This is a genomic window from Ensifer sp. EB106-05-01-XG146 (genome assembly GCF_058791875.1).
This window is the reverse complement of record NZ_JBYTDX010000003.1, coordinates 1,321,653-1,344,380: the sequence shown is the minus strand read 5'-3', so window position 1 is coordinate 1,344,380 and position 22,728 is coordinate 1,321,653. Positions and strand designations below refer to the sequence as shown.

20 protein-coding genes and 1 pseudogene are annotated in these 22,728 nt (G+C 57.6%); 8 read left to right on the top strand and 13 right to left on the bottom strand.

Translation table 11 applies throughout. The annotated features are described in order from the left end of the window. Positions 1 to 23: 23 nt before the first annotated feature. The 4 genes from AC3WVQ_RS35040 to AC3WVQ_RS35025 all read right to left on the bottom strand — a co-directional run bounded on the left by AC3WVQ_RS35040 (position 24) and on the right by AC3WVQ_RS35025 (position 5,140). Positions 24 to 365, bottom strand: a complete 342-nt coding sequence (locus AC3WVQ_RS35040) for a hypothetical protein (protein WP_192359127.1) — start codon at positions 363 to 365, stop codon at positions 24 to 26. Positions 366 to 455: 90 nt separating this feature from the next. Further along, positions 456 to 1,067: a response regulator FixJ gene (gene fixJ / locus AC3WVQ_RS35035; RefSeq protein ID WP_162728876.1), complete on the bottom strand. Its 612-nt coding sequence runs from the start codon at positions 1,065 to 1,067 to the stop codon at positions 456 to 458. Then, entirely contained in the window at positions 1,063 to 2,571 is a 1,509-nt protein-coding gene (locus tag AC3WVQ_RS35030; RefSeq protein ID WP_404527424.1) for a PAS domain S-box protein, read from the bottom strand. Before AC3WVQ_RS35030 ends, fixJ begins: the two co-directional genes overlap by 5 nt. A 388-nt stretch (positions 2,572 to 2,959) precedes the next feature. Beyond that, a complete protein-coding gene (locus AC3WVQ_RS35025; protein WP_110819901.1) occupies positions 2,960 to 5,140 on the bottom strand; it encodes a putative bifunctional diguanylate cyclase/phosphodiesterase in 2,181 nt (726 codons plus the stop codon). A 1,428-nt stretch (positions 5,141 to 6,568) separates the two neighbouring features. Between AC3WVQ_RS35025 and AC3WVQ_RS35020 the strand changes: the two genes are divergently transcribed. Together AC3WVQ_RS35020 and AC3WVQ_RS35015 are read left to right on the top strand one after the other, a co-directional pair. Further along, positions 6,569 to 6,886 (top strand): hypothetical protein, encoded by a 318-nt coding sequence (locus AC3WVQ_RS35020; RefSeq protein ID WP_089046285.1) that lies wholly within the window; start codon positions 6,569 to 6,571, stop codon positions 6,884 to 6,886. Positions 6,887 to 7,961: 1,075 nt separating this feature from the next. Next, on the top strand, positions 7,962 to 8,366 hold the full coding sequence (locus AC3WVQ_RS35015; protein WP_110819902.1) for a hypothetical protein: 405 nt from the start codon (positions 7,962 to 7,964) through the stop codon (positions 8,364 to 8,366). Positions 8,367 to 8,554: 188 nt separating this feature from the next. Here the strand turns inward: AC3WVQ_RS35015 and AC3WVQ_RS35010 are convergent, their stop codons facing one another. Then, entirely contained in the window at positions 8,555 to 8,830 is a 276-nt protein-coding gene (locus AC3WVQ_RS35010; protein ID WP_192445638.1) for a hypothetical protein, read from the bottom strand. Positions 8,831 to 9,099: 269 nt separating this feature from the next. Between AC3WVQ_RS35010 and AC3WVQ_RS35005 the strand changes: the two genes are divergently transcribed. Then, positions 9,100 to 9,351: a hypothetical protein gene (locus AC3WVQ_RS35005; protein ID WP_192445639.1), complete on the top strand. Its 252-nt coding sequence runs from the start codon at positions 9,100 to 9,102 to the stop codon at positions 9,349 to 9,351. Between the two features lie 190 nt (positions 9,352 to 9,541). Here AC3WVQ_RS35005 and AC3WVQ_RS35000 read toward each other — a convergent pair whose 3' ends face one another. The 3 genes from AC3WVQ_RS35000 to AC3WVQ_RS34990 all read right to left on the bottom strand — a co-directional run bounded on the left by AC3WVQ_RS35000 (position 9,542) and on the right by AC3WVQ_RS34990 (position 11,953). Beyond that, a complete protein-coding gene (locus tag AC3WVQ_RS35000) occupies positions 9,542 to 9,844 on the bottom strand; it encodes a DUF982 domain-containing protein (protein WP_034800001.1) in 303 nt (100 codons plus the stop codon). Positions 9,845 to 9,953: 109 nt separating this feature from the next. Continuing rightward, positions 9,954 to 11,582, bottom strand: coding sequence for a chaperonin GroEL (groL, locus tag AC3WVQ_RS34995; protein ID WP_192445640.1), 1,629 nt, complete (start codon positions 11,580 to 11,582; stop codon positions 9,954 to 9,956). A 56-nt stretch (positions 11,583 to 11,638) separates the two neighbouring features. After that, complete coding sequence (locus tag AC3WVQ_RS34990; RefSeq protein ID WP_034799999.1) at positions 11,639 to 11,953, bottom strand: co-chaperone GroES; 315 nt, start codon at positions 11,951 to 11,953, stop codon at positions 11,639 to 11,641. A gap of 278 nt (positions 11,954 to 12,231) precedes the next feature. On the opposite strand from AC3WVQ_RS34990, the gene AC3WVQ_RS34985 reads away from it, so the two are divergent. The 4 genes and pseudogenes from AC3WVQ_RS34985 (at position 12,232) to AC3WVQ_RS34970 (ending at position 13,889) form a co-directional block, all read left to right on the top strand. Next, positions 12,232 to 12,504 carry an usg protein gene (locus AC3WVQ_RS34985; protein ID WP_034799997.1) on the top strand — a complete coding sequence of 91 codons (273 nt, stop codon included), beginning with the start codon at positions 12,232 to 12,234 and terminating at the stop codon, positions 12,502 to 12,504. 191 nt (positions 12,505 to 12,695) lie between these two features. Next, positions 12,696 to 13,172 (top strand): Hsp20 family protein, encoded by a 477-nt coding sequence (locus AC3WVQ_RS34980; protein WP_060520794.1) that lies wholly within the window; start codon positions 12,696 to 12,698, stop codon positions 13,170 to 13,172. Between the two features lie 65 nt (positions 13,173 to 13,237). Then, positions 13,238 to 13,486: pseudogene (locus tag AC3WVQ_RS34975) on the top strand (DUF982 domain-containing protein); the annotation flags it as partial. Between the two features lie 100 nt (positions 13,487 to 13,586). Next, positions 13,587 to 13,889 (top strand): DUF982 domain-containing protein, encoded by a 303-nt coding sequence (locus AC3WVQ_RS34970; RefSeq protein WP_034800027.1) that lies wholly within the window; start codon positions 13,587 to 13,589, stop codon positions 13,887 to 13,889. Between the two features lie 1,441 nt (positions 13,890 to 15,330). Here AC3WVQ_RS34970 and AC3WVQ_RS34965 read toward each other — a convergent pair. The 5 genes from AC3WVQ_RS34965 to AC3WVQ_RS34945 all read right to left on the bottom strand — a co-directional run bounded on the left by AC3WVQ_RS34965 (position 15,331) and on the right by AC3WVQ_RS34945 (position 21,459). Further along, complete coding sequence (locus AC3WVQ_RS34965) at positions 15,331 to 15,729, bottom strand: response regulator (protein WP_192358861.1); 399 nt, start codon at positions 15,727 to 15,729, stop codon at positions 15,331 to 15,333. A 13-nt stretch (positions 15,730 to 15,742) separates the two neighbouring features. Then, entirely contained in the window at positions 15,743 to 16,849 is a 1,107-nt protein-coding gene (locus AC3WVQ_RS34960; RefSeq protein WP_060645037.1) for a PAS domain-containing protein, read from the bottom strand. 155 nt (positions 16,850 to 17,004) lie between these two features. Then, a complete protein-coding gene (locus AC3WVQ_RS34955; RefSeq protein ID WP_192358857.1) occupies positions 17,005 to 18,540 on the bottom strand; it encodes a sensor histidine kinase in 1,536 nt (511 codons plus the stop codon). A 187-nt stretch (positions 18,541 to 18,727) separates the two neighbouring features. Beyond that, positions 18,728 to 20,239, bottom strand: coding sequence for a UdgX family uracil-DNA binding protein (locus tag AC3WVQ_RS34950; protein ID WP_192445642.1), 1,512 nt, complete (start codon positions 20,237 to 20,239; stop codon positions 18,728 to 18,730). Continuing rightward, positions 20,236 to 21,459: a putative DNA modification/repair radical SAM protein gene (locus tag AC3WVQ_RS34945; protein WP_060520790.1), complete on the bottom strand. Its 1,224-nt coding sequence runs from the start codon at positions 21,457 to 21,459 to the stop codon at positions 20,236 to 20,238. Before AC3WVQ_RS34945 ends, AC3WVQ_RS34950 begins: the two co-directional genes overlap by 4 nt. A gap of 222 nt (positions 21,460 to 21,681) precedes the next feature. Between AC3WVQ_RS34945 and hemH the strand changes: the two genes are divergently transcribed. Then, positions 21,682 to 22,728: a ferrochelatase gene (hemH, locus tag AC3WVQ_RS34940; protein WP_404527357.1), complete on the top strand. Its 1,047-nt coding sequence runs from the start codon at positions 21,682 to 21,684 to the stop codon at positions 22,726 to 22,728.

Genomic DNA, 22,728 nt, shown 5'->3' with positions numbered 1-22,728 from the left:
GCGTGCGAAATTCGTTCGTTCCACTACGCGTTACTACGTAGTGCGGCCAAGGCGGCGATTACGTCAGAACCGGAGAGAGGCTTGTGAAGGACGAGAATGTTCCGGCCCGGCCTCACCCGGTCAATGTCTTCATCTGCAAGCAATACCACTCGCTTGCCGGCCGCCAACACCAAACACTCTTCGATGTCCGTCGCCGGCAGTGATCCGTCAAGGACCAGGATTTCCTCGACGGAGCTTCGTTCTTTTGCTGCTATCCATGACCCGAACTGCTCGACCTGGTATCCATGCGCCTCCATTGCGAAGACCAGGGAGCGGAGCAAAGCTTCGTCTTTCACAATCGTGACGACAGGTGGCGGGCTGGACACTGCGGTTCCGTGGGTTCGAGGCGCGATAATTCCTCAAACTTTGCACAGACGGAAAGTATCTGCTTTGTTCCAGATCAACACGATGGCGCGCTAGTCTGAGGCCTCTGCTGCAAGAGACATCCTTACAAGTTCTGGTAGGCTGCGGGCCTGCATTTTCGCCATGACGTTCGCCCGGTGAACTTCAACGGTGCGCGGGCTAATGTCGAGAGCAAAGGCGATCGCCTTGTTCGGTTGTCCGGCGACAACCGCGCTTAGAACTTGACGCTCGCGGTCGCTGAGGGTGCCGATGCGCGCCCGAATGTCTTCAGCTCTCTCTATGGGCGACGACGCATCGCTCAGACGCTCAGAGGCGCGTCGAATCGCTTCGACCATGGTGTTGTCGTCAAAAGGCTTTTCAATGAAGTCGACAGCTCCCGCTTTCATCGCGTCAACGGCCATCGGTACATCCCCGTGCCCCGTTATCATGATCGACGGGATCGGTGTCTTGAGGGCGGCCAGTCGGCGAATGAGATCCAGTCCGCTAAGATCGGACATGCGCATGTCGGTAATGAGCACGGCTTGTCGCAGATTGGGAGCAACGGAGAGGAAGGCGCTGGCGGACTCGTGCACCCTGACACCCAGTCCGTGCATCGTCAGCATAAATGCGAGCGATTTCCTGACCGCCTCTTCGTCATCGACAATATGCACGGTGAAGTCGTCAATCGGCATCTTCTTCCTCGTTGTATTGCGGCAAGGTAAAGCTGAAGCGCGCGCCGCCCAAACTCCCGCTGAAGACGGTTAGATCGCCACCATGCGCCTCGACGATGCGCTTGGAGATCGACAACCCAATGCCCATGCCACCAGCCTTGGTCGTTGTGAACGGCTTAAACAAGTTGGCGGCAATTTCCTCAGGTATGCCAGCGCCGGAGTCTTCGACCGCAATCATGACCTCTGTAGTGCCCAAGCGCCGAATGGTGACCAAAAGTTCCTTCTTGGGCGTATTTTTCATCGCCTCTACGGCGTTGCGCATAAGGTTTGTCAGCACCTGCTGTATCTGGATTCGGTCGACCAGGACATGGTCTGCGCCTGATTCGAAATCGAAGACCGTTCGCACGCCTTTCTCACGCGACCCGACCAAAGCAAGCGCGCCGGCTTCTTCGACCAGTTGCCGCAGGTTGTGGGGAGACTTATCCGTCTCTCCCTTGGTGACGAATTCCCGCAAGTGTTTGATGATTTGTCCCGCACGCAGGCTCTGTTCGCCGGCTTCCTTCAGCGCATCCCGTATCTGGATGTCGCGCGGACTTTCGGCTTGCTGAAGCAGCCGCCCGCAACCGTGGACATAATTGGCTATAGCGGAGAGTGGCTGGTTCAATTCGTGGGCGAGCGTCGAGGCCATTTCGCCCATTTCGTTGAGACGGGCGAGGCGAGCCAACTCCGTCTGAACCTCTTGCAGACGAGCGGCCGATTCTTCGCGCTCAGTCAGGTCGCGTATAAAACCTGTGAAAAACCTTCGACCACCGGATCTCATCTCCCCGACGGCAAGTTTCATGGGAAAGGTCGACCCGTCCTTTCGTTGACCGACGACCACACGGTCGGTTCCGATAATACGTTTTTCACCGGTCGAGAGGTACCGCTCGAGATAGCCGTCGTGTTCCTTGCGATAGGGTTGCGGCATCAGCATCCGCAGATTTTGGCCGATCACCTCATCTTCGCGGTAGCCAAACTGTCTGATGGCCGCAGCGTTGAACGATACGATCGTGCCGTCCTGCTCGCTGACGATGGTGGCGTCGAGAACAGTGTCCAGGATCGACCGAAGATGCGCCTCTCTAGTACGCAAGGCTTCGTCAGCGGTTGTTAACTCATGTTGAGCGCGTCGGAGCATTTCTCCCAAGAAGGAAATTGCGACCCCCACGGTGGTGAACACGACCAATTCCGGTATCTGTACCCCGCCAGGAGTAAGTGACCGAAGATAGGCTGCCGAACCGATTGAAGCGATGACAGCAAGGATCCCGGGACCGATGCCCCCGATTGCGGCTGCAAGGAGGACGGGGGGCACGAAAAGAATGTAGATTGCCCGATCATCTAGAACACCCATTAGGAAATAGCGAAGGAGAAAGGCAATCAAGACCGTAGTGGCCGCAAATCCGTGGGCTTTGGCGGGCGACGAACTTCCGCGGAACACGCGATCCGAAAAGCCGCGCATTAAGCTGGTCCGACCACTGAGCATCATCTCTTCCGCATTCCCAATTGAAAGCGAATTGACGCTTATCATCTTGATAACGGTGCTGTCACATGAAAGCTGCACCTCTCACCTGGCCGTGCTTGTTTGAGGGCGACAGAAACCGATTGGGCGATCGGGTCGTCGGGCAGCTTCGCCGACGTTGACTGGCGTGCGCGCGGCCACAAGACGTTGGTATCATTCTCAATACGCTCGGCTGAAATCGCCATCGTGCAGGATGTTCAAGCCTGCATGTGGTTCGAGAATTGCGGCAGGAATGCCTCGACCACTATAGCAACCTCCGCCGGATCGCTATATTTCCCCATTCAATTGTGGACGGCAATCCGAAAGCTTTCCTGGCCGCTTTTGAAGCATCCATGCAATCCGGCACGGATCGTCACGTGCGAAACCTAGCGCTTTCCTCAACGCTGCCGCTCTCAAGCAGGGAGATCAACTCGTCTGGAGGTATCGGTTTCGACATGAGGAAGCCCTGGACGTTGTCGCAGCCAAGAACCTTGAGAGCGTTGAGTTGATCTACGGTTTCGACCCCCTCGGCCGTAGTGCTGAGACCTTGAGCCCGAGCCATGGCGATCATCGCCTCCACCAGCGCGCGGCTTCGGTCATGATGAATGGCTTGCACGAAGGACTTGTCGATCTTAATCCTATCGACCGCCATCTTTTGAATGCGCGCGAACGACGAGTGCCCGGTCCCGAAATCATCGATCGCGAAACGAACCCCTGCAGCCCTGAGCATCGCAATGTTTCGATCCGTCTGCTCTTCGCCTTTGATTGCTGCGGTTTCTGTAATCTCGATTTCGAGGCGAGCAGGCGCGACGCCCCACTTCGAAAGCATTGTCAATACTCTTAAGCAGTAGCCGGACGAATCCAACTCAACCGCTGAGGCGTTTATGGCCACGCCGACCGCTTTGCAACTGGCGCCCAGACGACAAGCGTTCTCAAGTACGATCGCCCCAATTTGATGTATCACCCCGATTTCTTCCGCGAGCGGAATGAAGACGTCGGGTGCGACCAGACCCATTTGCGGATGGCGCCAGCGAGACAAAGCCTCTATGGAACGCACGGTACCTCCATCGGCGCTGAAAACAGGTTGATAGACGGTTTCAATCTGTATCGGAGTTTCGACTGCCGCGCGTAGATCTACCTCTAGCTTTCTCCGGGTTCTAAGAAGTTCGTCCATATGAGCGCCAAACACAGCATAAGTGTTCCGCCCCGCAGATTTCGCGTGATAGAGCGCGATATCCGCTTGCCGCGTCAGCTCAATTGCGTCCATTTGCGCATTTCCAACTGCCGCACCAACACTCGCGCCGATCGATATATTGAGACCCTCGATGTCGAATGGTTCACGCATACAACCGACCAGCTCCTTTGCGATCGATTCAATCGCGTTCCGGTCGCGACCTTCCAGAAGTACAGTGAATTCGTCGCCACCTATCCGTCCGACGAGCGCGTCCGGCAAGAGGTTCCTCATACGCTCGGCTGCGATGCGGATGAGCTTGTCGCCGGTCGGGTGGCCATAGGTGTCGTTGACCGCCTTGAACCGGTCGAGGTCGAGAAACAGCACGCCACAATCTTTACTGGAAAAAGCACCCCTTAGACGTGCTGCAACTTCGCGTTCGAAGTAGCCTCTGTTGGCCAATCCGGTCAGTGTGTCGTGCATCGCGAGATGCTGAAGCTGCGCCCGACTTGACGCAAGCCGCACAGAGCGCCGGCAAAGCAAATGTCCAGCTGCGCATGTGGTGAGGAAGATTGCCACCACCGCCAATCCAATCGTCGGGAGCGTCGCGTTCAGAACATTAAGGCCCGGCGTAAACTGATTCCACCTGAGGTATCCGACGACCTCCCCCGTGTCGGACTTCAAGACGATGTGCGATTGACCTGCTTCGACATGATCCTCGGGCGTGAACCGGATGTTTGCAAATTGGTATTCCGCCGCGATTGATCGCTGAAAGTCCGTGTCCAAAAACCGTACAGCAACGTGCAGGCTTTCCTTGCCCGCCGGCTGGGTGATCTCACCGGTATCGGAGACAATCGGCTTTACGCTGACCACCGCCGGCCGCGAGCCAACGATTTTTAAATCGCTCTCGCCAATGGAAAGAACGCGGCCAGAAATACCTTCGCGATCGCCCGCGCGAAGCCGCGCTCGAAGCCGCTCGACGAGTGGCATGTAGCTGGTGCGCAGATCAGCGTGCAACGACGTGGATTTGGACGGGACGATAAACTCGTAAACCGGTTCATCGTTTGACGTAAGCACGATTGCGGCGTCATGGCCGAAGTAGGTGTTCATCCATTCGCCGAGATTGGCCTGAAGCCAGGAAACATCACCTTCGGCGACCTTGACTACAGCGTCGTCCCAAACAGTTGCGCTCTCTTGATCGTGTGCGATCTTCGCTTGCAACTGAGACACTATCAAGGAGATCAGATCCTGCTGCCGTTCCCTCGCAACTTCATCGGTCTTGGATGCCGCCCAGTGCAGCGTACTCACCAACACTAGACCTATTAAAGCCGATATGCCCGCCGGGATCAGCCATTTAAACAACCACTGTGAATGCCTGGACATGCTTGAACCTGCTATAGAACGACGAGTAGATATCACGGGTCGGTTAAGAGTGGCGAAAGCGAGGTGGTTAATGAGAAACGATCACTCGTCGAACTACGCGCTTCTTTCGGCAAAGCGGCTGAGAGACTCTCCAAGAACGCGCCATCATGCGACCTGAGCATTTCCTGCCTGCATCCTTGCTCCAAGCTGATGCTGCTTATCGTTTGGCACTAACGTAAGAATGTGGCTGTTTCCTTGGTTGGCATTTAATTCGAGATTCCGTGGGCTGAGAATCTCAAATTAAGTGTAACTGCGAAGACCTCCGCGACTGGGCGCCCGCAGTCCATCATCTCCTCTATAGAGTTGCCGAAGCGGGCTTATTCTCACCCGTCATATGGCCCTGTAGCATCTCCGGCCCAGCTCCCGGACTTGCTGGGCTCGGAAAGTAGTTTCCATCTTTAGGACGTGACCGAGATCAGGAATGATGAAGCCGAGCACTCTGCAGCTTGACGGTTCGTAGCGATCGGCGAACGACTTTGGAACGCCGCATCAGCAGTAGGCGGGCAGTCTCACTCGGGGTTAACCAGTTTTGGACACCCGGCTCGGCTCTGGCCGATGGGCCGAGACATAGGCTTGCCCGAGTCGACGCGGCACGCCGACGTTGACGCCCATCAACAGTGCTGTATCCCGGGGATTGAAAGCGCGCCCGGGCTTAGTGAAGCCAGCTGGCGTCGTTGCGCGCATACGGCGAGGCCTTTTGGTGACCCCAGATCGCGACTCTTCCTTAGGGGACTACCATGAAAAAAGTTGCACCAATGATCACGGAAAATGGCTCTCGAACCTCACGGCTGGGCTGGGTCACTGCCCAATGCGTCACAGATCTTCTGCCACGATTTTGCGCCCATTCCCTTCATCCGCAACGCGTCTGTCGTGGGAACGTGCTTCATGTCGTCTACGGACTCGTACCCTCGCCGCTCGAGTTCAGCGAGAAGCTTTGGATTTCTCAATGCCAAGTCTGAAAGTTTCCTGCCCATACTCTGATATTGAGCAGGTCTGCTCGCGACGCGCAATTACAAGTATCTACAATAATGGAAGGCAGAGGACCCTCCGCCAGCCCTGTGCGTCTACTGGCCGCCTACGATCAATAGTCCCCGGATTGCAGCCGAGTGGCATTATGCCCTTCCTCCGGGCCCCGCTCTCCCCGAGCACGGGGGCCGTTTTCTTTGATCGGCTACGCCTCGGACTTAGGTCCGACGTGGTCGCGCAAAGGTCCGGGTTGCATTGCCGAATCCTAATCGCTCCGCCAATTGCCGGTTAAGCACAAGCGGTATCAGAAGCCCCCTGCCGCCAAAGATCTCACCGAGCGCAGCTCCGCAAGCGTCGAGCCAGGACGGTTCAGCTGACGTTCAGGCTTGAGGAGCCAAGCTAAGGCTAGAAAGGATGCGTCGAATGAAACTGATAATATCCACCCTTGGCGCCGTCGTCCTGACGGCATCTTTCGCGCTACCGCTAAACGCCGCGCCTATTTACCTGCCGAAACCGGAACAAGTGCAGACCGGCGATGTCGAACAGGTAAAGCACCGGAAACATCGTCATGAGCATGCGGATCGCCACTGGAAACGGAAGTACGCCCATCGTCACTGCGGCTACTACGACAGGTGCTACCCCCGCTATTCCCGGTATTACGGCTATCGTGACCATTACCGATACGGCCATCGAGACTACTATCAGCGGCGGCAAGGCGTGACAGTCTATTTTGACTTCTAGCCGGCAACTCTCGCTTCATTACCGCCCTTGGGAGACCCTGGGGCGGGCTTTCGCCGAAGGAACCTCTGGTGTCCCAGCTAACAACCCGCGCCCAGCGTGTTTCCATCCTCCTGGCCCAAGACAAAGCACACTGCGCCTTTTTGGGGCCATCTTTTTTCGGGGAGGACCGGGAACCCATTTGGAGTATCGGCGGTTCTGGCTTTGTGGAGCCCTTTCGCCGATCAGGGTGACACCTTCACAATCCCTCCGGAAGTGAAGCCCGATAAGTGCCCATGGCCTCGTCGCTTCCCGACGGGGCCATTCCTTATGGCCGTTTCATTTCCACGTCCTAAGAGGTCGGAGAGTACACAAGACGGCACATTCAAGTCTGATAGCTTCGTGGTAATACCCGCATAAATGAGGCTTCCCCAAGCCGCGCAATTCGTAGGATCTTCATGAAAGCGCGGAAACAGTCGCCGCCTATGACCGTTCAGAGCCTGAGGCCCGAGTTATCCCTTCTAAACGAGGGCCTCCGTACACTCTGTCCTCGGCCCCGTCATGACCTTTCGGGGCCATCTTTTTGACCGCCCCACCCCGAAATCTGATTTTCCGTCGCACCCAAGCAATAATTCGACCTAGCTGGTATGGCCCGGCCACGGAAGGCGCTCGGCTCTCCAGCTGCAGAGATCACAGAGATGTCGCCCAACCTTCCTCCCCAGGAAATGAACTAGATCTTCCAGGGGATATTGCGGCAGCGCGGCCTGTCGCGCGATTGCGCAGCCGCAGAGATCGCGAGACACCTTATCGCAGGAAAGAGCCAAGGAGATCGTCGCCTACCTTCGGTCCATTGGTCGGTACGTGGACGTCCCATGGCCCACGACCGTCCACTAGCGCAGCATTCGCGACTGTGAAGGCCTGAGCGCCAGTATGACACCATCCACACCGCGATCGGCTATCGCAATCATCGGAACGCGAACTTTTCATCGAGCAGCGCCTGGATGGCGGCCGCATAGTCGGCCCGTCACCGGCCGAGCAGGTTGCGCATATTCGATCAGCATGGCGTCGACGATCTTCTATTTGCCCGCGGGCGCCCGAGATGTCTAACCCCGACCATCGCCTGCGGCTTTTTCCGGTGTTTCATAGGCGCTTCACAAACACGGAATTGAAAAAGCACATTTCTCTCTTTCATCAAGGGAAGCATCGCTGCGACGACAGATTCTTGAAATTCGCTGGGCAGGCTTTAAGTCTTGGTGGCCAGAAGGGAATGAACGAGCGCAAGCTAAAACGAAACCGCAAGCTCCGCATTCTTTGCGGGTGTCTTGCACTCTTCACAGCAAATGAGGCCGTTGCCCAGGAGGTGCTGGTCAGCCCCGGCGTCGTGGCGGTCGTGGAAGGCGGGCCCTGGAAAGAGGAACGCCTGGGCGAGGGGAGCTACCGTGTCGCAGTTGTCAACCAAGTTTTCGTCACGCGTCGTGGCGGAACGGAAACTGGTGCCAAATGAACGCGGCCTGTCCCGGATCGTTCATTCGGTGGAACTCGTCGAAGGTGGGTTCTATAGCTTCGGTGCACCTGAAATCACTTTTTCCGGCGGTGAGACAAGCGTCGATTTGAAAGGCACGGCGACTTACTCACCGGGAACGACGGTGGTTTGCCGCTTTGGGCTAGCCCCCGGAGGGGGCGTCTCGCCAATCAGGGCGTGCGGCGACTAAAAAACCTTCGATCTCGTTTCAAGAACGGAGCCGGCTGCTTGTCGCCGACGTATCTGATGCGTAAATCCACTATATTCCGGTGAACGATCAGCGTCCGCTCGATAGCCATGAATTTCGGGCCGATCAGCGTCCATTTCAGGCCCGGCGCGATCGATGGCCCGGAGAGCGGGCGGTTCGCATCCATGTCTGAGGCGTCAGGCTGAACAGTACACGTGAAGCCCGGTAGCAAGGCCGATCTCCCGCCGATCGTCTTCATCCACGGCGCCAGCGCCAGTCTTCACGATCCGATGCCTCCCTTTCGCGCCAAGATCGAAGCAACAGCCACGCTTTGTTCGTCGACGGCCGGGTTATGGCTGCCATGGCAAGTGTTAACTGTTACGTACTTTCTCTTCCGCGCGTAACAAGCAATGATGTTTGCCGGACGTCGCGAACAGCGCGAGATATGAAGGCTTGTGGGGAGCAATCCCTTGCGGTCCCGACCCTCGCGCCGTTGGCAAATGCGGGCCGGGCGAGATTGGAAGGCGCATGAGCTTGTTGGAACTGGGGCGGGTTCGGCTGGCCATGGTACTGCCACGCCATCGCGAGCAGTTGCGGGGCGCGATGAACGAACGCATCTGTGAGCTTTTCGAGGCCTACGCATTGGCATCGACGACACTTGACAAGCTCGAGCGAGAGATGACGAGGAGTGAGCACTTGATACATGAGTATCGTCAGATCTGCCTGGATTTGCAGGCGGAAGTGATGACGATGCTCGCGCTGAGAAAGGATAAGTCGTAAAGTCGTCGGGGCGAGCACGCCGTCCCTTTGAAGCGGGGGACAATGCGCCTGTAGTGCATCCCGAGCTCGTTCCCTAAGCAGTGGAATTGCCGGCTGCCACTGCTTGCTCGCCCGCATACTTCGCCGATACGGGCGAGCGTAAGGATCTGGGGGAGAGGCTGCAATCGCAGCCTCTCGCGGGAAGGTTGGTTTACGGCGAGAGTCGCCCGCCGCCGGACTTTGCTTTGATCATCCACGGCGCAACCGCGGGAGTTTTCACGAGTATACCCTTCTTCTTCGCGAAGGCGCGCAGTGCGTCTCGCGCCACCTGAAGGGGCTTATGTCCGTCGTGGGCGAGGTAGCACGTCTTCAGGGTTGCGTCGTGAATGATGTCACGGTCTCCTTTGGACCACTCCTCAAGGAAATCGATCGCATCGTCCAGGTTTGTGATTTCGAGGATTAGATCCTTCCTTTCACGCAGGTAAAGTGGCCGGTCAAACATCTTCATTTGCATTTCTACCTCACTTAATAGCTGCGGCACCACCAACCTGTGGACCAGCCGGCGGGGCCGATCGGTGGAGTCGTCAGGCCCGCTCCCGTGAGAACGGGCCTGAACCATCGCTTTAGAAGTCCATGCCAGGGCCGGCCGGTAGTGCTGGCGCGGCGTCCTTCTTCGGCTTTTCTGCAATCATCGCCTCGGTAGTTACCAGGAGGCCAGCGACCGAGGCAGCATCCTGGAGCGCTGTGCGCACGACCTTCGCCGGGTCGATCACGCCCTGGGCGTAAAGATCACCGTATTCTCCGGTCTGGGCGTTCCAGCCGTAGGAGAAGTCCATCTTCTCGCGCAGCTTGCCGACGATGATTGAGCCTTCTGCGCCAGCATTCTCAGCGATCTGGCGAACCGGGGCCTCGACCGCACGTCGAACGATCTCGATCCCAACCTTTTGGTCTCGATTGGCCGAAGGCAGATCGTCGAGCGCCTTGACGGCCCTCAGCAGCGCGACACCGCCGCCCGGAAGAATACCTTCCTCAACGGCCGCTCGGGTGGCATGCAGCGCATCGTCGACGCGGTCTTTCTTTTCCTTCACCTCTACCTCAGTCGACCCGCCCACTCGAATGACAGCAACACCGCCGGCGAGTTTGGCCAGACGCTCCTGGAGCTTCTCGCGATCGTAGTCGGACGTGGTTTCTTCGATCTGGGCGCGGATCTGTGCGACACGGCCGTCGATATCAGCTTTGGCGCCAACGCCGTCGATGATCGTTGTGTTCTCCTTCTCGATCGCAACTTTCTTTGCCCGACCGAGCATGTCGAGGGTGACGTTCTCAAGCTTGATACCGACGTCGTCGGAGACAACCGTGCCGCCGGTGAGAACGGCGATATCTTCAAGCATGGCTTTGCGGCGATCGCCGAAGCCCGGAGCTTTGACCGCTGCAATCTTCAAGCCGCCGCGCAACTTGTTGACGACCAGCGTCGCTAGCGCTTCGCCCTCCACATCTTCAGCGATGATGAGCAGCGGCTTGCTGGATTGCACCACCGCTTCGAGAACGGGCAGCATGGCCTGAAGGTTGGAAAGCTTCTTTTCGTGGATCAGGATGTAGGGATCGTCAAACTCGGTCCGCATCTTGTCCGCATTGGTTACGAAATACGGGCTGAGATAGCCGCGGTCGAACTGCATGCCCTCAACGACTTCGAGTTCAGTCTCTGCAGTCTTGGCCTCCTCGACGGTGATGACACCTTCATTGCCCACCTTCTGCATCGCCTCAGCCAGGTAGCGGCCGATCTCCTCGTCGCCGTTGGCCGAGATGGTGCCGACCTGGGCGATCTCCGAATTATTGGAGATCTTGCGGGCGTTTGTCTTGAGTTCCCTCACGATCGCGTCAACCGCAAGGTCGATGCCCCGCTTCAGATCCATAGGATTCATGCCGGAAGCAACGGCCTTCGCGCCTTCCTTGACGATCGCTTGCGCAAGCACAGTGGCCGTAGTCGTCCCGTCACCGGCGAGATCGTTGGTTTTGGAGGCGACTTCGCGCAGCATCTGCGCGCCCATATTCTCGAACTTGTCTTCCAGCTCGATTTCCTTGGCGACCGAGACACCGTCCTTGGTGATGCGAGGGGCGCCAAAAGACTTGTCGATAACGACATTGCGCCCCTTTGGGCCGAGCGTCACCTTGACGGCATTGGCAAGAACATCGACCCCACGCAGCATGCGTTCACGGGCATCGGTATGAAACTTGACTTCTTTCGCAGCCATTTCCTTAACTCCTCAATAGGCAGCTATTTGACTGATGGATTTATGGTGTGGTTGGCTCAAGCTGCCTGCTTGCGCTCGACTTGGGCCTCGAGGACACCGAGGACGTCGCTTTCTTTCATGATCAACAGGTCTTCCCCATTGATCTTGATCTCGGTTCCTGACCACTTGCCGAACAGAATACGGTCGCCTGCTTTGACGTCGAGCGCCTGGACTTGGCCCGCTTCATTGCGTGCGCCAGGTCCGACGGAAACGACTTCTCCCTCCTGGGGTTTCTCCTTTGCCGTATCAGGAATGATGATGCCGCCCCTGGTTTTCTCTTCTGAGTCAACCCGGCGGACGAGAATGCGATCATGCAGCGGTCGGAAAGACATGTTTTCCTCCAATGGACAAACACTATTGACGTTGTTCCCCCATCACCGGACCGGACAGTCCGGACGGGTGCAAAACCTCGAATGAGCGTCTTGCGCAAATCATCTGGTTTCACAATTTTTCGAATTCAAGGGGTGAAATCAAAAAAATCAGCACTCGCATCGTGCGGCTGCTAACATGCTGTAAAGGAACAACAAAGCCTCCTTGCCGTTTAGAATTTCGTTGATGACCGCGAACAATTGCGCCACCTTGGCGCTTGTTGAGGCAACGGAGATGAAACATGCGATATTCATCGGATTTCGAGCGTCAAATAAACGGCTACGGACTGACCACCGCGCATATCCTTTACCGCATTCCCGATTTCGAATCCGTTCTGCAGACCTATATCTGGCAGGATTATGATCTTGCTCCCGAGTTTCCTGAGATGCAGAAATTCCTCGATTTCTGGCAAGCCAATCTTGACGGTCCGCTGCATTCCGTTCGCTATACGCATCACCATCTGATCGGCCCGAATGAATGGCGACGCGTGGATGGCGAGTTCCGACTGAACTGAGCCCTCTGTTGGGGTTTTGAGTCGTTCAAAAACGTCGAAAAGCGCACGCGATTTTTTTTATTATGGGCCCTTGAAACTGCGGTCCATCCTAACCAAATCGCTTTCCGCCAGCCGCTCGTGTAGGGCTGGCCTTGCTGGAAGCGTCGTCTTTCGGCGCTTCCGTACCCATGTTGCTCAAGGAGGATATGGTTATGGCAACAACTTACGACTACGCACCACTGTTCCGTTCGACTGTCGGGTTCGACCGGCTCTTCAATTTGCTCGAAAACGCGCAGCGCGCTCGTTCGATCAGTGATTGGCCTCCCTACGACATTGCCAAGACCGGTGACGATAGCTACCGGATCTCGATTGCGGTGGCCGGCTTTGCTCGCGACGATCTCGACATCACGTTTCAAACCAATCTTTTGACGGTCGTCGGCAAGAAGCAGGAGACCTCTTCCGAAGCCTATCTGCATCGCGGGATCGCCGGCCGACCGTTCGAGCATCGGTTCGAGCTTGCCGACCACGTCCGAGTGATGGGCGCGGATCTGAACAACGGCCTTCTAGAGATCGATCTCGTGCGGGAAATCCCGGAGGAGATGAAGCCACGCAAAATCGCGATCGAAACAGCTGCGGCGGTTGAGCAGTCAAAAGCTCAGATGCAAATCGAAGCATCGAATGCCGCGTAGCTGACGTAAATTGGGCGCCGGTTTCAAGGCGCCCATCGGCATTCCGGGTTGGAAAGGAGAGCACGATGAAACCCGATATGTTCGAGCGGCCTGTTAGCATCCTTGTTGGTCTTGGTTTCCCCGGTGAAATCCGCTCCGTGATGGACGCTTATCGTCTCCTCGTCGATTGGCAAGCCCCGTCGGGGGATGCGCTGCATTCGGTGGCGATCAAGGCTTGTCTGGCTGCATTACGGGGAGAGGTTGAAGCAGAGACTGTGCGCGGCCTTTTCGTCGCCTTCGCCGAAAGGCACCATCTTCTAGCGCCAGCGATGGATGCGAGCATCCCATCTGCGCCGCCGGCTTTTGAGATCGGCATCGTGCCTGGCACGGCCGTTGAAAAGTCTTTGTATGGCATCAAGGCGAAGGGAGATCACCATGCTTAATCCCGAACTACTGCTCATGGCACCCATCTCGGTCCAGATGAAGGACGGCACGCGGCAGGTATTTGCGTCTGTCAACGACGTTCTCGATTTCCTGGAAGGCGAATGGACTATTTATAGAGGCCGCAAGCACAATAGGGCGGTACAAACATGTCGTCGGGCGCTTAACCGAATGACGCCGGTTGCCATCGCCCGCGAAGCGTTCGTTGAGGCCTGCCGAGACGCTGGAATGTCGACAGATGCCGAGCGGCCGTTCGGCGCCAAACCCGATGCTGGTGGCCACCATTCCCCAATTTAGAATGTGATAATCCGGGCAACCCGAAGCGCCCGACTCCCCACTTCTCGAGGCCGCTCGTGCGCCAGACTGCTTTAGCCGCAGGAGTGGCATGTGAGAGACGAGGGTCATCGACCCGGTCGCCGACGCGACCGGGTAGGAGACGAGAAATCAACCTCCGTAGAAACCAGTCAGAACCCTCGTACGAGCGCAGTGGCTTGTGGGCACCTCTGCACGATTCCTTACCTCGCCCCTACAGCAGCTGGACGGGGCGACTTCGGTTGCAGAGCAGAGCTGTATCCGTCGCCGCTTGTCAAACCGCGTTGGGGAATAACTGGTTCCAGCCCTCAGCAAGCGACAGGTCGTTCGAGCAGAGAGGGCCGGCGAGAGTGGGTGGCTGCACCCGTCTCACATCGATTGACGGCTCTGCTTGATCGATAGGTCAGTCCCAAGCAAGGGACCTCTTGAGTTTGAGCCACCCATCTGTCGTGCACGGTTCGACGAGTACCGCTGGTTCCCGAGCCGCGCCGGTTCGAAATGAAACTGGCTGGATCCTCGAGTGGCTCGGAACGTCGACCGACGTCCACGAGATGCGGGAGTTGTGGGCACATCAGAAGGTCCTCGTCGCTGAACTGCAATACGGTAACCATCCGGACGTGGTGCTTGCGATGGGGAACAAGACGTCACGCCCCAGAGCGGAGCTGTATACCTCCCGGGCTCGCTTCCGTGACTAGCTGTGTGGCCGTCCAAAACGTACTCCCTCAATTGATCTGACCGCGTGACATTTGATGAAATGAACCATGCTGAATCTGCCGCGATGGATGGTTCGACGGACCGAGCAACGGAAGCGGCCGGGTGTTAGACAAGCGATTGGTTGTCGAAGCCATCGGCCTTTCAGCGAGGGACGACCGATGAAAGCGTCAGCGAAGACTCTTTGAGAGGATTATCTTGTACAAGCCTCAGCACTTCCTATCTCAGATTCCACCCTCGACATGGAGCCTCGAGATGGACCAGATGGCACGAAAACTCCCTACCGATCGCGTGATCGAAATCATCCCGCCTGCGCCCGTAAAGCGGGACGCGCGGAGCACTTTGACGTGTCAGTGTTGTCAAAAGCAGTTCCCAGCCTCACGTATGGACGTCGATGGTTGTGGCATATGCGAGGAATGTCTCGCCCCGTAAGCATCTGCGGGGCGAGTGGCGCGTTCAAGCTGGCCTGACGTTTGCGGCTCGTACCAGACTGCGTCCAAGCGAAGCGCAGGCCCGCGTTCCGCGGCTCGGATAAGACTGCATAAGAGCCAGTTCGGCCGGCAGAACGTTCCGGCGGTGCAGTAAGGGTCTGAGCGGGCGAGCGGCGCTGTCGCCGAAACACACCAGCTGCTCGGCACTTGAGATGGGCACAGGCATGCGATCAGAGCAAGTGGTGTGAGATAATCGACGGCGCCGGCGCTACTCCGGAGATGCTTTATTGAAAGATTGTGAGGCTTGAGGGAGGTTGTGGCAGATCCTCTCCAGATAACACCGCCCGGAGATACAACAGAGCGTTTTGTAGGCCGTTGGCCGAGTAAGGTTTCTCGATAGCGCCGAGTGCACCCGCGAAGTCCGCCGGAATTCGTTTAAGGTTGCCTGAGACAAAAACGAAGGGGATGCCCCTCGAGGCCAAGTATCGACCGATATCAATACCAGTCGGACCATCGCGCAGGTGGATATCGACGAAAGCGAACTCTGGTTGTTCTCGCTCGACGAGCGCAATCGCTTCGCTTGCGTCGCTTGCCAGGCCGATAACCCTGTAACCGCTGGACTCGACCTCATGTTCAAGTTCCAGGGCCAGGAGCATTTCGTCTTCGACAATCAGGGTTCGCAAATATCGGCCCTTCCTAATCTCCTACCGGCAGCGTTACACGAACTTCCGTGCGGTGACCGGAAACCTCTCGCTCGCTCGTTGCCCTTAGCTGCCTGATCGAGGCGTCAAGCATGGCGCGGCTGAAGGACTCTTGTTCTTTGTCGACCTCGACGGGTGTGACCGTGTCCAGGACTCGTATGAGCAAGTGTCCGTTGAGCCTTCGGATTTCGAGGTGTATTTCGCCCCCGCCATCACTGAGGCCGCGTCGGACTGCATCACCAACGAGTTCGTTAACGATAAGGGCGAGGGCCGAAGCTTTCGACGCCGAGACTGTCACAGAATGAAGGTCCGTAGTTAAGATGATGTCTGGCCTTTTCAGAGAACCCACGATTTCGGTAATCAGGTCTCGACCGAAATCGGCCACATCGAACTGACCAACGCGGTTATCATTGAGAAGCTTCCTTTGCGCGGCACTCAGAGCCTCGACGCGGTCGAGTATTGATTTAAGTGTCTGTGCGACCGTAGCGTTGCTGGTCATCCGCATTTGCAATCTGATGATCGAGGCGATTGTCAGAAGGTTGTTTTTAACCCTGTGATCGACCTCGTGGACAAGGGCAGTTTTCACGCGCAGCGCTTCCATGAGCTCCGCAGTGCGACTTGAGACTTCCTCTTCCGCAAGCTGGCGCGCCTTGGCCAGCTCGGCTTCTTTGCTTTTGGTGCTCGTGAAGTCGAGTTGCGACGCGAAGAAGTAGATCACTGCGCCGGCCTGATCGCGGACGGGGCTGACAAACAGCGCGTTCCAGAAGCTGCCGCCGTCCTTACGGTAATTGAGGATGTCGACCGAGACATCGCGCGCTTCTGAAATGGCATCCCTGATCTTAGCGATCGCCGCTTTGTCCGTGTCCGGCCCTTGGAGAAGGCGACAGTTCCGGCCGACCAACTCATTCTGACTGTAGCCGGTCAACTCGGTGAAGGCTCGGTTCGCGAAGATGATGGGATTATCGTCCTGCCTTGGATCGGTAATTAGCATCGGCATGCGTGTGGCCTTGAACGCAGCCGCGAATGGATCTTCAGATGGGTGTGAAGCTAAGAGGCGGTCGCCCGCATCACGGGCGTCACGAAGGTGGTTTTCGTCGGCCATTTTGCTCATCCAGGTCGGCTGTTGCTGGCCACCCAAACAACGGATTGCAGATGATAGGTATCTATCCGCGCGTTTTGTGTTTTCAAGGTTTTCCGAAATGGGGGCGCACACGGCATCTTATGAGGTCACGCAAACAGTCTTAACGAGGTTGCTCCTCAGTCTGTTAGACCGAGCTCGACTTGCGCGATAAAGTGCGTGCCTTCTGTTGACTTGTATTCGAATGAACCGCGCAACTGACTTACGACCCCGCGAATGATACGGCTGCCCATGCCTTTGCGCACAGTCGATGTGTCGAAGCCCACGCCGTTGTCGCAGATGGTAAGCAGGGAGCTGCGCGAAGACACTTTGTGGAACGCTATTTCGAGCTTTCCTGGGCGGCCGTCCGGAAACGCGTATTTAAGACTGTTTGTCACGACCTCGTTCACCAGGAGCGCGACGGCCGTGGCCTGTTCGGGTGTCAGGTCAAACTCACCGATATCGTACCGTACGGATACGTTGTCAGAATAGGCGCTGACGAGTTTGTCCACGATCGACGGGATAAGATCACGGGCGGACAGGGCGTTGAACTGGTCGCGATCATATATTTGCTCATGGACCGCGATCATGGCGCCGATCCGGTCAAAGAGCGACTTCTGTGCCTCGGGCGGCAGTAGCTGCATGCGGATGACGCCCTGCACAGCCTGAAAGTTGTTTTTGACCCGATGATGGATTTCGCGCAGCAGAAGGCGATTGTCCTCAAGTGCGGCCTCAAGTTCGGCGGATTTCTTCACATCGCGCTTAACGAGGTGCCTGACCCATCCTCCTGCGGCAAGCGATGAAGCGGCAGCAAGTGCCATAACGGCGATCGCGATGAAGACGTCGTTGCGGAAGGGGACCAGCCCGACACGGTAGTCAGCCGACGCGAGCGCAACGATGTCCGTTCCCTCAACAACCCGATAGGCGACCATACGGTGCTCGCCGTCCGCTGGAGATATTGCCTCGTAAGTCCCGTTGGGCGAGGAGGGAAGATAGTCTGTAAACAATACGTACTTGCTCATGTTCAACGGACCGCCGGGGGCGGGGTAGCGTGCGACGAGTTCTCCGTCCTTGCGAATCATGCTGATAGTCGAATTCGTGCCGAGAGAGACGGCCTCCCAAACATCCTTCAGCAGGTCGCTCCCTTGGAACGACACCATTGCAGCGCCGACGAACACGCCGTTCCGTTCCAGGCGCCGGCTGAACACGAATATCTGCTGATTGTTGAGTCTGCTGACCAGGAGACCGGAAACGAAAGTTTTCGCTCCCTTTTCGACGGCGGCGAAGTATTCGCGGTCCCTTATGTCGATGGGCTTTATATCGGGATCGGTGGACAGAAGTGTCCGGCCATTCCGGTCGACGACGTAGGCCTGAACTTGACCCGGAAGATTAGAAACCGCCTCGTTGATGTTCTTGACGTCATCCGTGGCAATGCCCAGCGTCGGTCCGAGAGCGTCATCAATTCGTTGAAGTGTCTGTGCCGAGAGCGCGTTTATCCATGAGGCGTTCGTGGATACGATTTTCGAGGCGGCAATTGCGCGCTCTTCGGTCCGCCGTATCGCGGCATGGTAGCTCTCGTATAACCACAGGCTCAGTAGCACGACAAGCGCCGCAAACATTGCCGCAATGACAAACGTCGCGGCTCTGGACACCGTAACCGTCAGACTTCTCACCATGCCCCAGTCCCTAAAACCTGAGTACATATTAGAAGGCTTCTAATCCAATGCAAGAAACTCCACCCCTCGATCGGACGCCTGTCATTGTCACCAAGCACCTGGGCATCATGGAAGCTCCGGCCGATAGATCCTCAAGAGTAGGGTAGGCTGGGAAGCGCCAAGCGACCAAGCAGTACGTGCCTCTCTTTCACTCTCGCCATCCCCTCATACGGCCGGAGGGTACATATTCGGTAACTCCGTACGATCTCTGGTTGAGTTGCTCCACCCCTCTTTCATAGATAACTGCCATGGCCTTGGCCAGGTCACGCGCCAAATCATCTCGGGCGATCGTGGCGGCTGCTGGGTCGCCTGCACGCAGAATATAGGAAGGATGCCATGTCACGAGGACGGGGCCGCCGTGAAGACCGGTTTCAATCTCCCCCCGCCGCTCCGCCATTGGACGGTTGTCGCCTGTAAGGGCGAAGGCCGCGGAGGCGCCAAGCGCCACCGTCAACTTCGGTTTGACAAGGGTCAGTTCCAGTCCCAGCCACCAGCGACAATGAGCAATTTCGCCGCGGTCCGGATTGCGGTGCAGTCGCCGCTTGCCACGTGGGCTGAACTTGAAATGCTTGACGGCGTTCGTCAGCCACAGCGTCCTTGCGTCTATACCGGCGTCGGAAAGCAATGCCCGAAGCAACTGCCCGGCCGGCCCCGTAAACGGGCGGCCCTCGATATCTTCCCGGTCGCCAGGCTGTTCGCCGACGATCATGAGCTGCGCGTCAGCGGCACCTTCACCCCAGACGGTCTGCGTCGCGGATTCGCACAGGTCGCAACGCCGACATTGTGCCGCTGCCTTCGATGCCTCCTCCAGGGTGTCAATTTGCTCGGGCGGCTGCGGCATTGAAGCCCGATAGCGCTCGGACACCGGGGCTGCGCCCGTTCGCGGCGCGGAGATGCCTGCCTCGTGCATCTTTTGCACCCGTGCTTCCGCTGCGGCGAGCATCTCGGGGATTAAGCGCGTTTCCGGCAGGTTGTGCCAGTATTTCTTCGGCATCTCCGACTGCATGGCGTCGAGCTTGATGCGGGCCGGATTGAAGATGTTGACGAAATAGGCTGCCCAAAGTTTCTCGGCCGCATCCTCCGGCAGGTCTGGTTTCGTGCCACCCTGATCAAAGGTCAACGCGCCGTCAATAAAAAGGGCGGTCAAGCGCGGCGTCGCAATCATCCAATCCATGTCGCCGAACCGGCGGGCAAAGAAAGCGCTTCCCGGCTCCAGCGTATTGTGCGTCGGCTCAAACCAGGCGGCAAAGCGTCGACGCGGACCCTCTGCTGAGATTTCGCGGAAGCGAACGAATGCATGCATCTTGTGAATGTCCCGTCCGACGGATTTCTGCATAAGCGACAGTTTGCGACCGAGCGGATCGGCGGGCGAGAGCGGCTCGCCCTCGCGCCTGTCGAGGCGCCAAAGCGCGCGATAAAGGAGCGCCAAGCGTTCTGGTGCTGAATGCCAGATTACGGACTGCGCCAAAGTCATGAAGGCTTGAGGAACGCGTGCTGCGTGCTCGCCTGGAGTCTCCGGGAGAAAGGCCCTGTCGAACAGGCCGCCCGCGCTGTTCCAGTCAATTTGGTCGGGGGCGATCCGGTGGCTGATAGCGCGCCTGGCGGCATTTCGCCAGGCATCAAAAGTTCCCTTGTCCGGAAGTGAGACCCCGTAAGTCATAGAAGCTGAAGTTGCTTTGGCGGGGGCGCCAGGCGCGCGCGCAGATCGCTGCTGTCCGTCAAACCGCCGGGGCTCCAGCCGGGCAGGGCAACGAAGGGGCGAGCCTTGCGTGTCAGCGCTCCCATTCGAGCGAGATCCTCGACACGGAGGCGGCGATTGCGTCGCGCGGTGATGATGCGGTCGACCACGCGCGTCCCAAATCCCGGCACGCGCAGAAGCGTATCGCGGGAGGCGAGGTTGACGTCGACCGGAAAGAATTGCCGGTTCTGCAGCGCCCATGCCGTCTTCGGATCGAGCTCCAGATCCAGAAAGCCTCCTTGCGTGCCGGTCGCGATCTCGTCGGTCGTAAAGCCATAAAATCGCAGAAGCCAGTCGGCCTGATAGAGCCGGTGCTCCCGAACAAGCGGTGGCTGAACCAGGGGAAGCGCAGAGGAAGCGTCCGGGATCGGTGAGAACGCCGAATAGTAAACGCGCCGCAGCTTGTAACCGCTATAAAGCCGGGTTGCGCAGGACAGGATGGCGGTATCGTCGGCGCCGTCAGCGCCGACAATTATCTGCGTGCTCTGGCCGGCAGGGGCAAAGCGTTGCGGCTTGCGGCCGGTGTGGGTCTTGTCTTGCGCGGCTTCACCTTCCAGCCGAACCTGTGCCATGGCGGCACGAATGGTTTCCGGCCGCTTCTCCGGCGCGAACTTCCTTACGCTCGAATCCCTTGGCAGTTCGACATTTATTGACAACCGGTCGGCCCAAAGGCCGGCCTCACGAATGAGCTCAGCCTGTGCGTCGGGGATGGTCTTGAGGTGAATGTAGCCTTTAAAACCGTGGACTTCTCTCAGCGTTCGGGCAATGCGGACCATATCGGCCATGGTCTGGTCAGGCGAGCGGATGATACCGGAGGAGAGAAACAAGCCTTCAATGTAGTTGCGTCGGTAAAACTCGAGCGTCAATGATACCACTTCTTCGACGCTAAACCGCGCGCGCTCGACATTGGAACTGACGCGATTGATGCAATAGGCACAGTCGAAGATGCAGAAGTTCGTCATCAGGATCTTTAATAGCGATATGCATCGCCCATCTGGCGTGTAGGCATGGCAAATACCGCTCCCACCGGAAGATCCTATTCCTCCTTTGCGTGAATCTCGCTTCTCGCCACCGCTCGAGGCGCATGAGGCGTCGTACTTGGCTGCGTCCGATAGGATCGCCAGCTTCTTTCCAAGTGCCATGGGTGTCATGACGCGACTTTAGATGTTCATGTTATGTTCGTCAAGGTTTCGCGGGGAGCCGCAGGCGAATGTCGAAAGATGAACGGTCGCTGTGTTCCGCTTCCAGTATCGCAGCTTTCAATCAAGAACGCTTTCCCTGGTCGCTTCAGAATTTTCAGTCGCGGCTGATCCATCCCGCATTCCATCCGTATTCAATTGGGTTGATAAATGAAGAAAGATGTGATGCTCAAAAAAACTGCCGGTCACCCCACTATTAAACGCGGCAACATCGGAGTTCTCCTGGTCAATCTCGGCACGCCTGATGGCACCGACTACACCTCGATGCGCCGCTACCTGAAGGAGTTTCTGACCGACCGCCGGGTGATCGAGTGGTCGCGACTGTTCTGGTACCCGATCCTGTTCGGCATCGTGCTCAACACCCGCCCCGGCAAGGTCGGCAAGGCCTATGAGACGATCTGGAACAGGGACTTGAACGAAAGCTACCTCCGGACCTACACCCGCAACCAGTCCGAACTGATGGCGAAGTCCTTCGCCGACCAGCCTAACGTCATCGTCGACTGGGGCATGCGCTACGGCCAGCCGTCGATCGCCTCGCGCATGGACGCACTGCAGAAGGCCGGCTGTGAACGCATTCTCGTCTTCCCGCTCTATCCGCAATATGCCGCCGCCACCACCGCCACCGTTAATGACAAGGCCTTCGAGGCGCTTCTGAAGATGCGCTGGCAGCCGGCACTGCGCACCGTTCCGCCCTACCACGACGATCCCGTCTACATCGACGCTCTGGCAACCTCGATCGAGCGTCACCTGGCGACGCTCGACTGGGAGCCGGAGGTGGTTCTGACCTCCTTCCACGGCATTCCGAAGAGCTATTTCGACAAGGGCGATCCCTACTACTGCCAGTGCCAGAAGACCGCGCGGCTTTTGCGCGAAAAGCTCGGCTGGTCGAAGGAGAAGCTGCAGGTCACCTTCCAGTCGCGCTTCGGGCCTGAGGAATGGCTGCAGCCCTATACCGACAAGACGGTCGAAAAACTTGCGCAGGACGGTGTCAAGCGCATTTCCGTCCTCAACCCGGGCTTCGTCTCCGACTGTCTGGAAACGTTGGAAGAGATCGCCGAGCAGGCGGCCGAAAGCTTCCATCACAATGGCGGCGAGAAGTTCACCCACATCCCCTGCCTGAACGACAGCGCCGAAGGCATGGCCGTGCTCGAACACGTCGTGCGCCGGGAGCTTGCCGGCTGGCTACAGGGAACCGGCAAGAATAACGGCTAA

Excerpts from the sequence above, each read along its gene's own strand:
- AC3WVQ_RS35010 (WP_192445638.1), bottom strand. The coding sequence starts at position 8,830 with ATGAAGACGATCGGCGGGAGATCGGCCTTGCTACCGGGCTTCACGTGT.
- AC3WVQ_RS35025 (WP_110819901.1), bottom strand. The coding sequence starts at position 5,140 with ATGTCCAGGCATTCACAGTGGTTGTTTAAATGGCTGATCCCGGCGGGC.
- AC3WVQ_RS34945 (WP_060520790.1), bottom strand. The coding sequence starts at position 21,459 with ATGGCACTTGGAAAGAAGCTGGCGATCCTATCGGACGCAGCCAAGTAC.
- AC3WVQ_RS35030 (WP_404527424.1), bottom strand. The coding sequence starts at position 2,571 with ATGCTCAGTGGTCGGACCAGCTTAATGCGCGGCTTTTCGGATCGCGTG.
- AC3WVQ_RS34970 (WP_034800027.1), top strand. The coding sequence starts at position 13,587 with ATGCTTAATCCCGAACTACTGCTCATGGCACCCATCTCGGTCCAGATG.
- AC3WVQ_RS35000 (WP_034800001.1), bottom strand. The coding sequence starts at position 9,844 with ATGCAAATGAAGATGTTTGACCGGCCACTTTACCTGCGTGAAAGGAAG.
- AC3WVQ_RS34990 (WP_034799999.1), bottom strand. The coding sequence starts at position 11,953 with ATGTCTTTCCGACCGCTGCATGATCGCATTCTCGTCCGCCGGGTTGAC.
- AC3WVQ_RS34950 (WP_192445642.1), bottom strand. The coding sequence starts at position 20,239 with ATGACTTACGGGGTCTCACTTCCGGACAAGGGAACTTTTGATGCCTGG.
- AC3WVQ_RS34985 (WP_034799997.1), top strand. The coding sequence starts at position 12,232 with ATGCGATATTCATCGGATTTCGAGCGTCAAATAAACGGCTACGGACTG.
- AC3WVQ_RS34960 (WP_060645037.1), bottom strand. The coding sequence starts at position 16,849 with ATGGCCGACGAAAACCACCTTCGTGACGCCCGTGATGCGGGCGACCGC.
- AC3WVQ_RS34980 (WP_060520794.1), top strand. The coding sequence starts at position 12,696 with ATGGCAACAACTTACGACTACGCACCACTGTTCCGTTCGACTGTCGGG.
- groL (WP_192445640.1), bottom strand. The coding sequence starts at position 11,582 with ATGGCTGCGAAAGAAGTCAAGTTTCATACCGATGCCCGTGAACGCATG.
- AC3WVQ_RS35015 (WP_110819902.1), top strand. The coding sequence starts at position 7,962 with ATGTCTAACCCCGACCATCGCCTGCGGCTTTTTCCGGTGTTTCATAGG.
- hemH (WP_404527357.1), top strand. The coding sequence starts at position 21,682 with ATGCTCAAAAAAACTGCCGGTCACCCCACTATTAAACGCGGCAACATC.
- AC3WVQ_RS35005 (WP_192445639.1), top strand. The coding sequence starts at position 9,100 with ATGAGCTTGTTGGAACTGGGGCGGGTTCGGCTGGCCATGGTACTGCCA.
- AC3WVQ_RS35020 (WP_089046285.1), top strand. The coding sequence starts at position 6,569 with ATGAAACTGATAATATCCACCCTTGGCGCCGTCGTCCTGACGGCATCT.
- AC3WVQ_RS34955 (WP_192358857.1), bottom strand. The coding sequence starts at position 18,540 with ATGGTGAGAAGTCTGACGGTTACGGTGTCCAGAGCCGCGACGTTTGTC.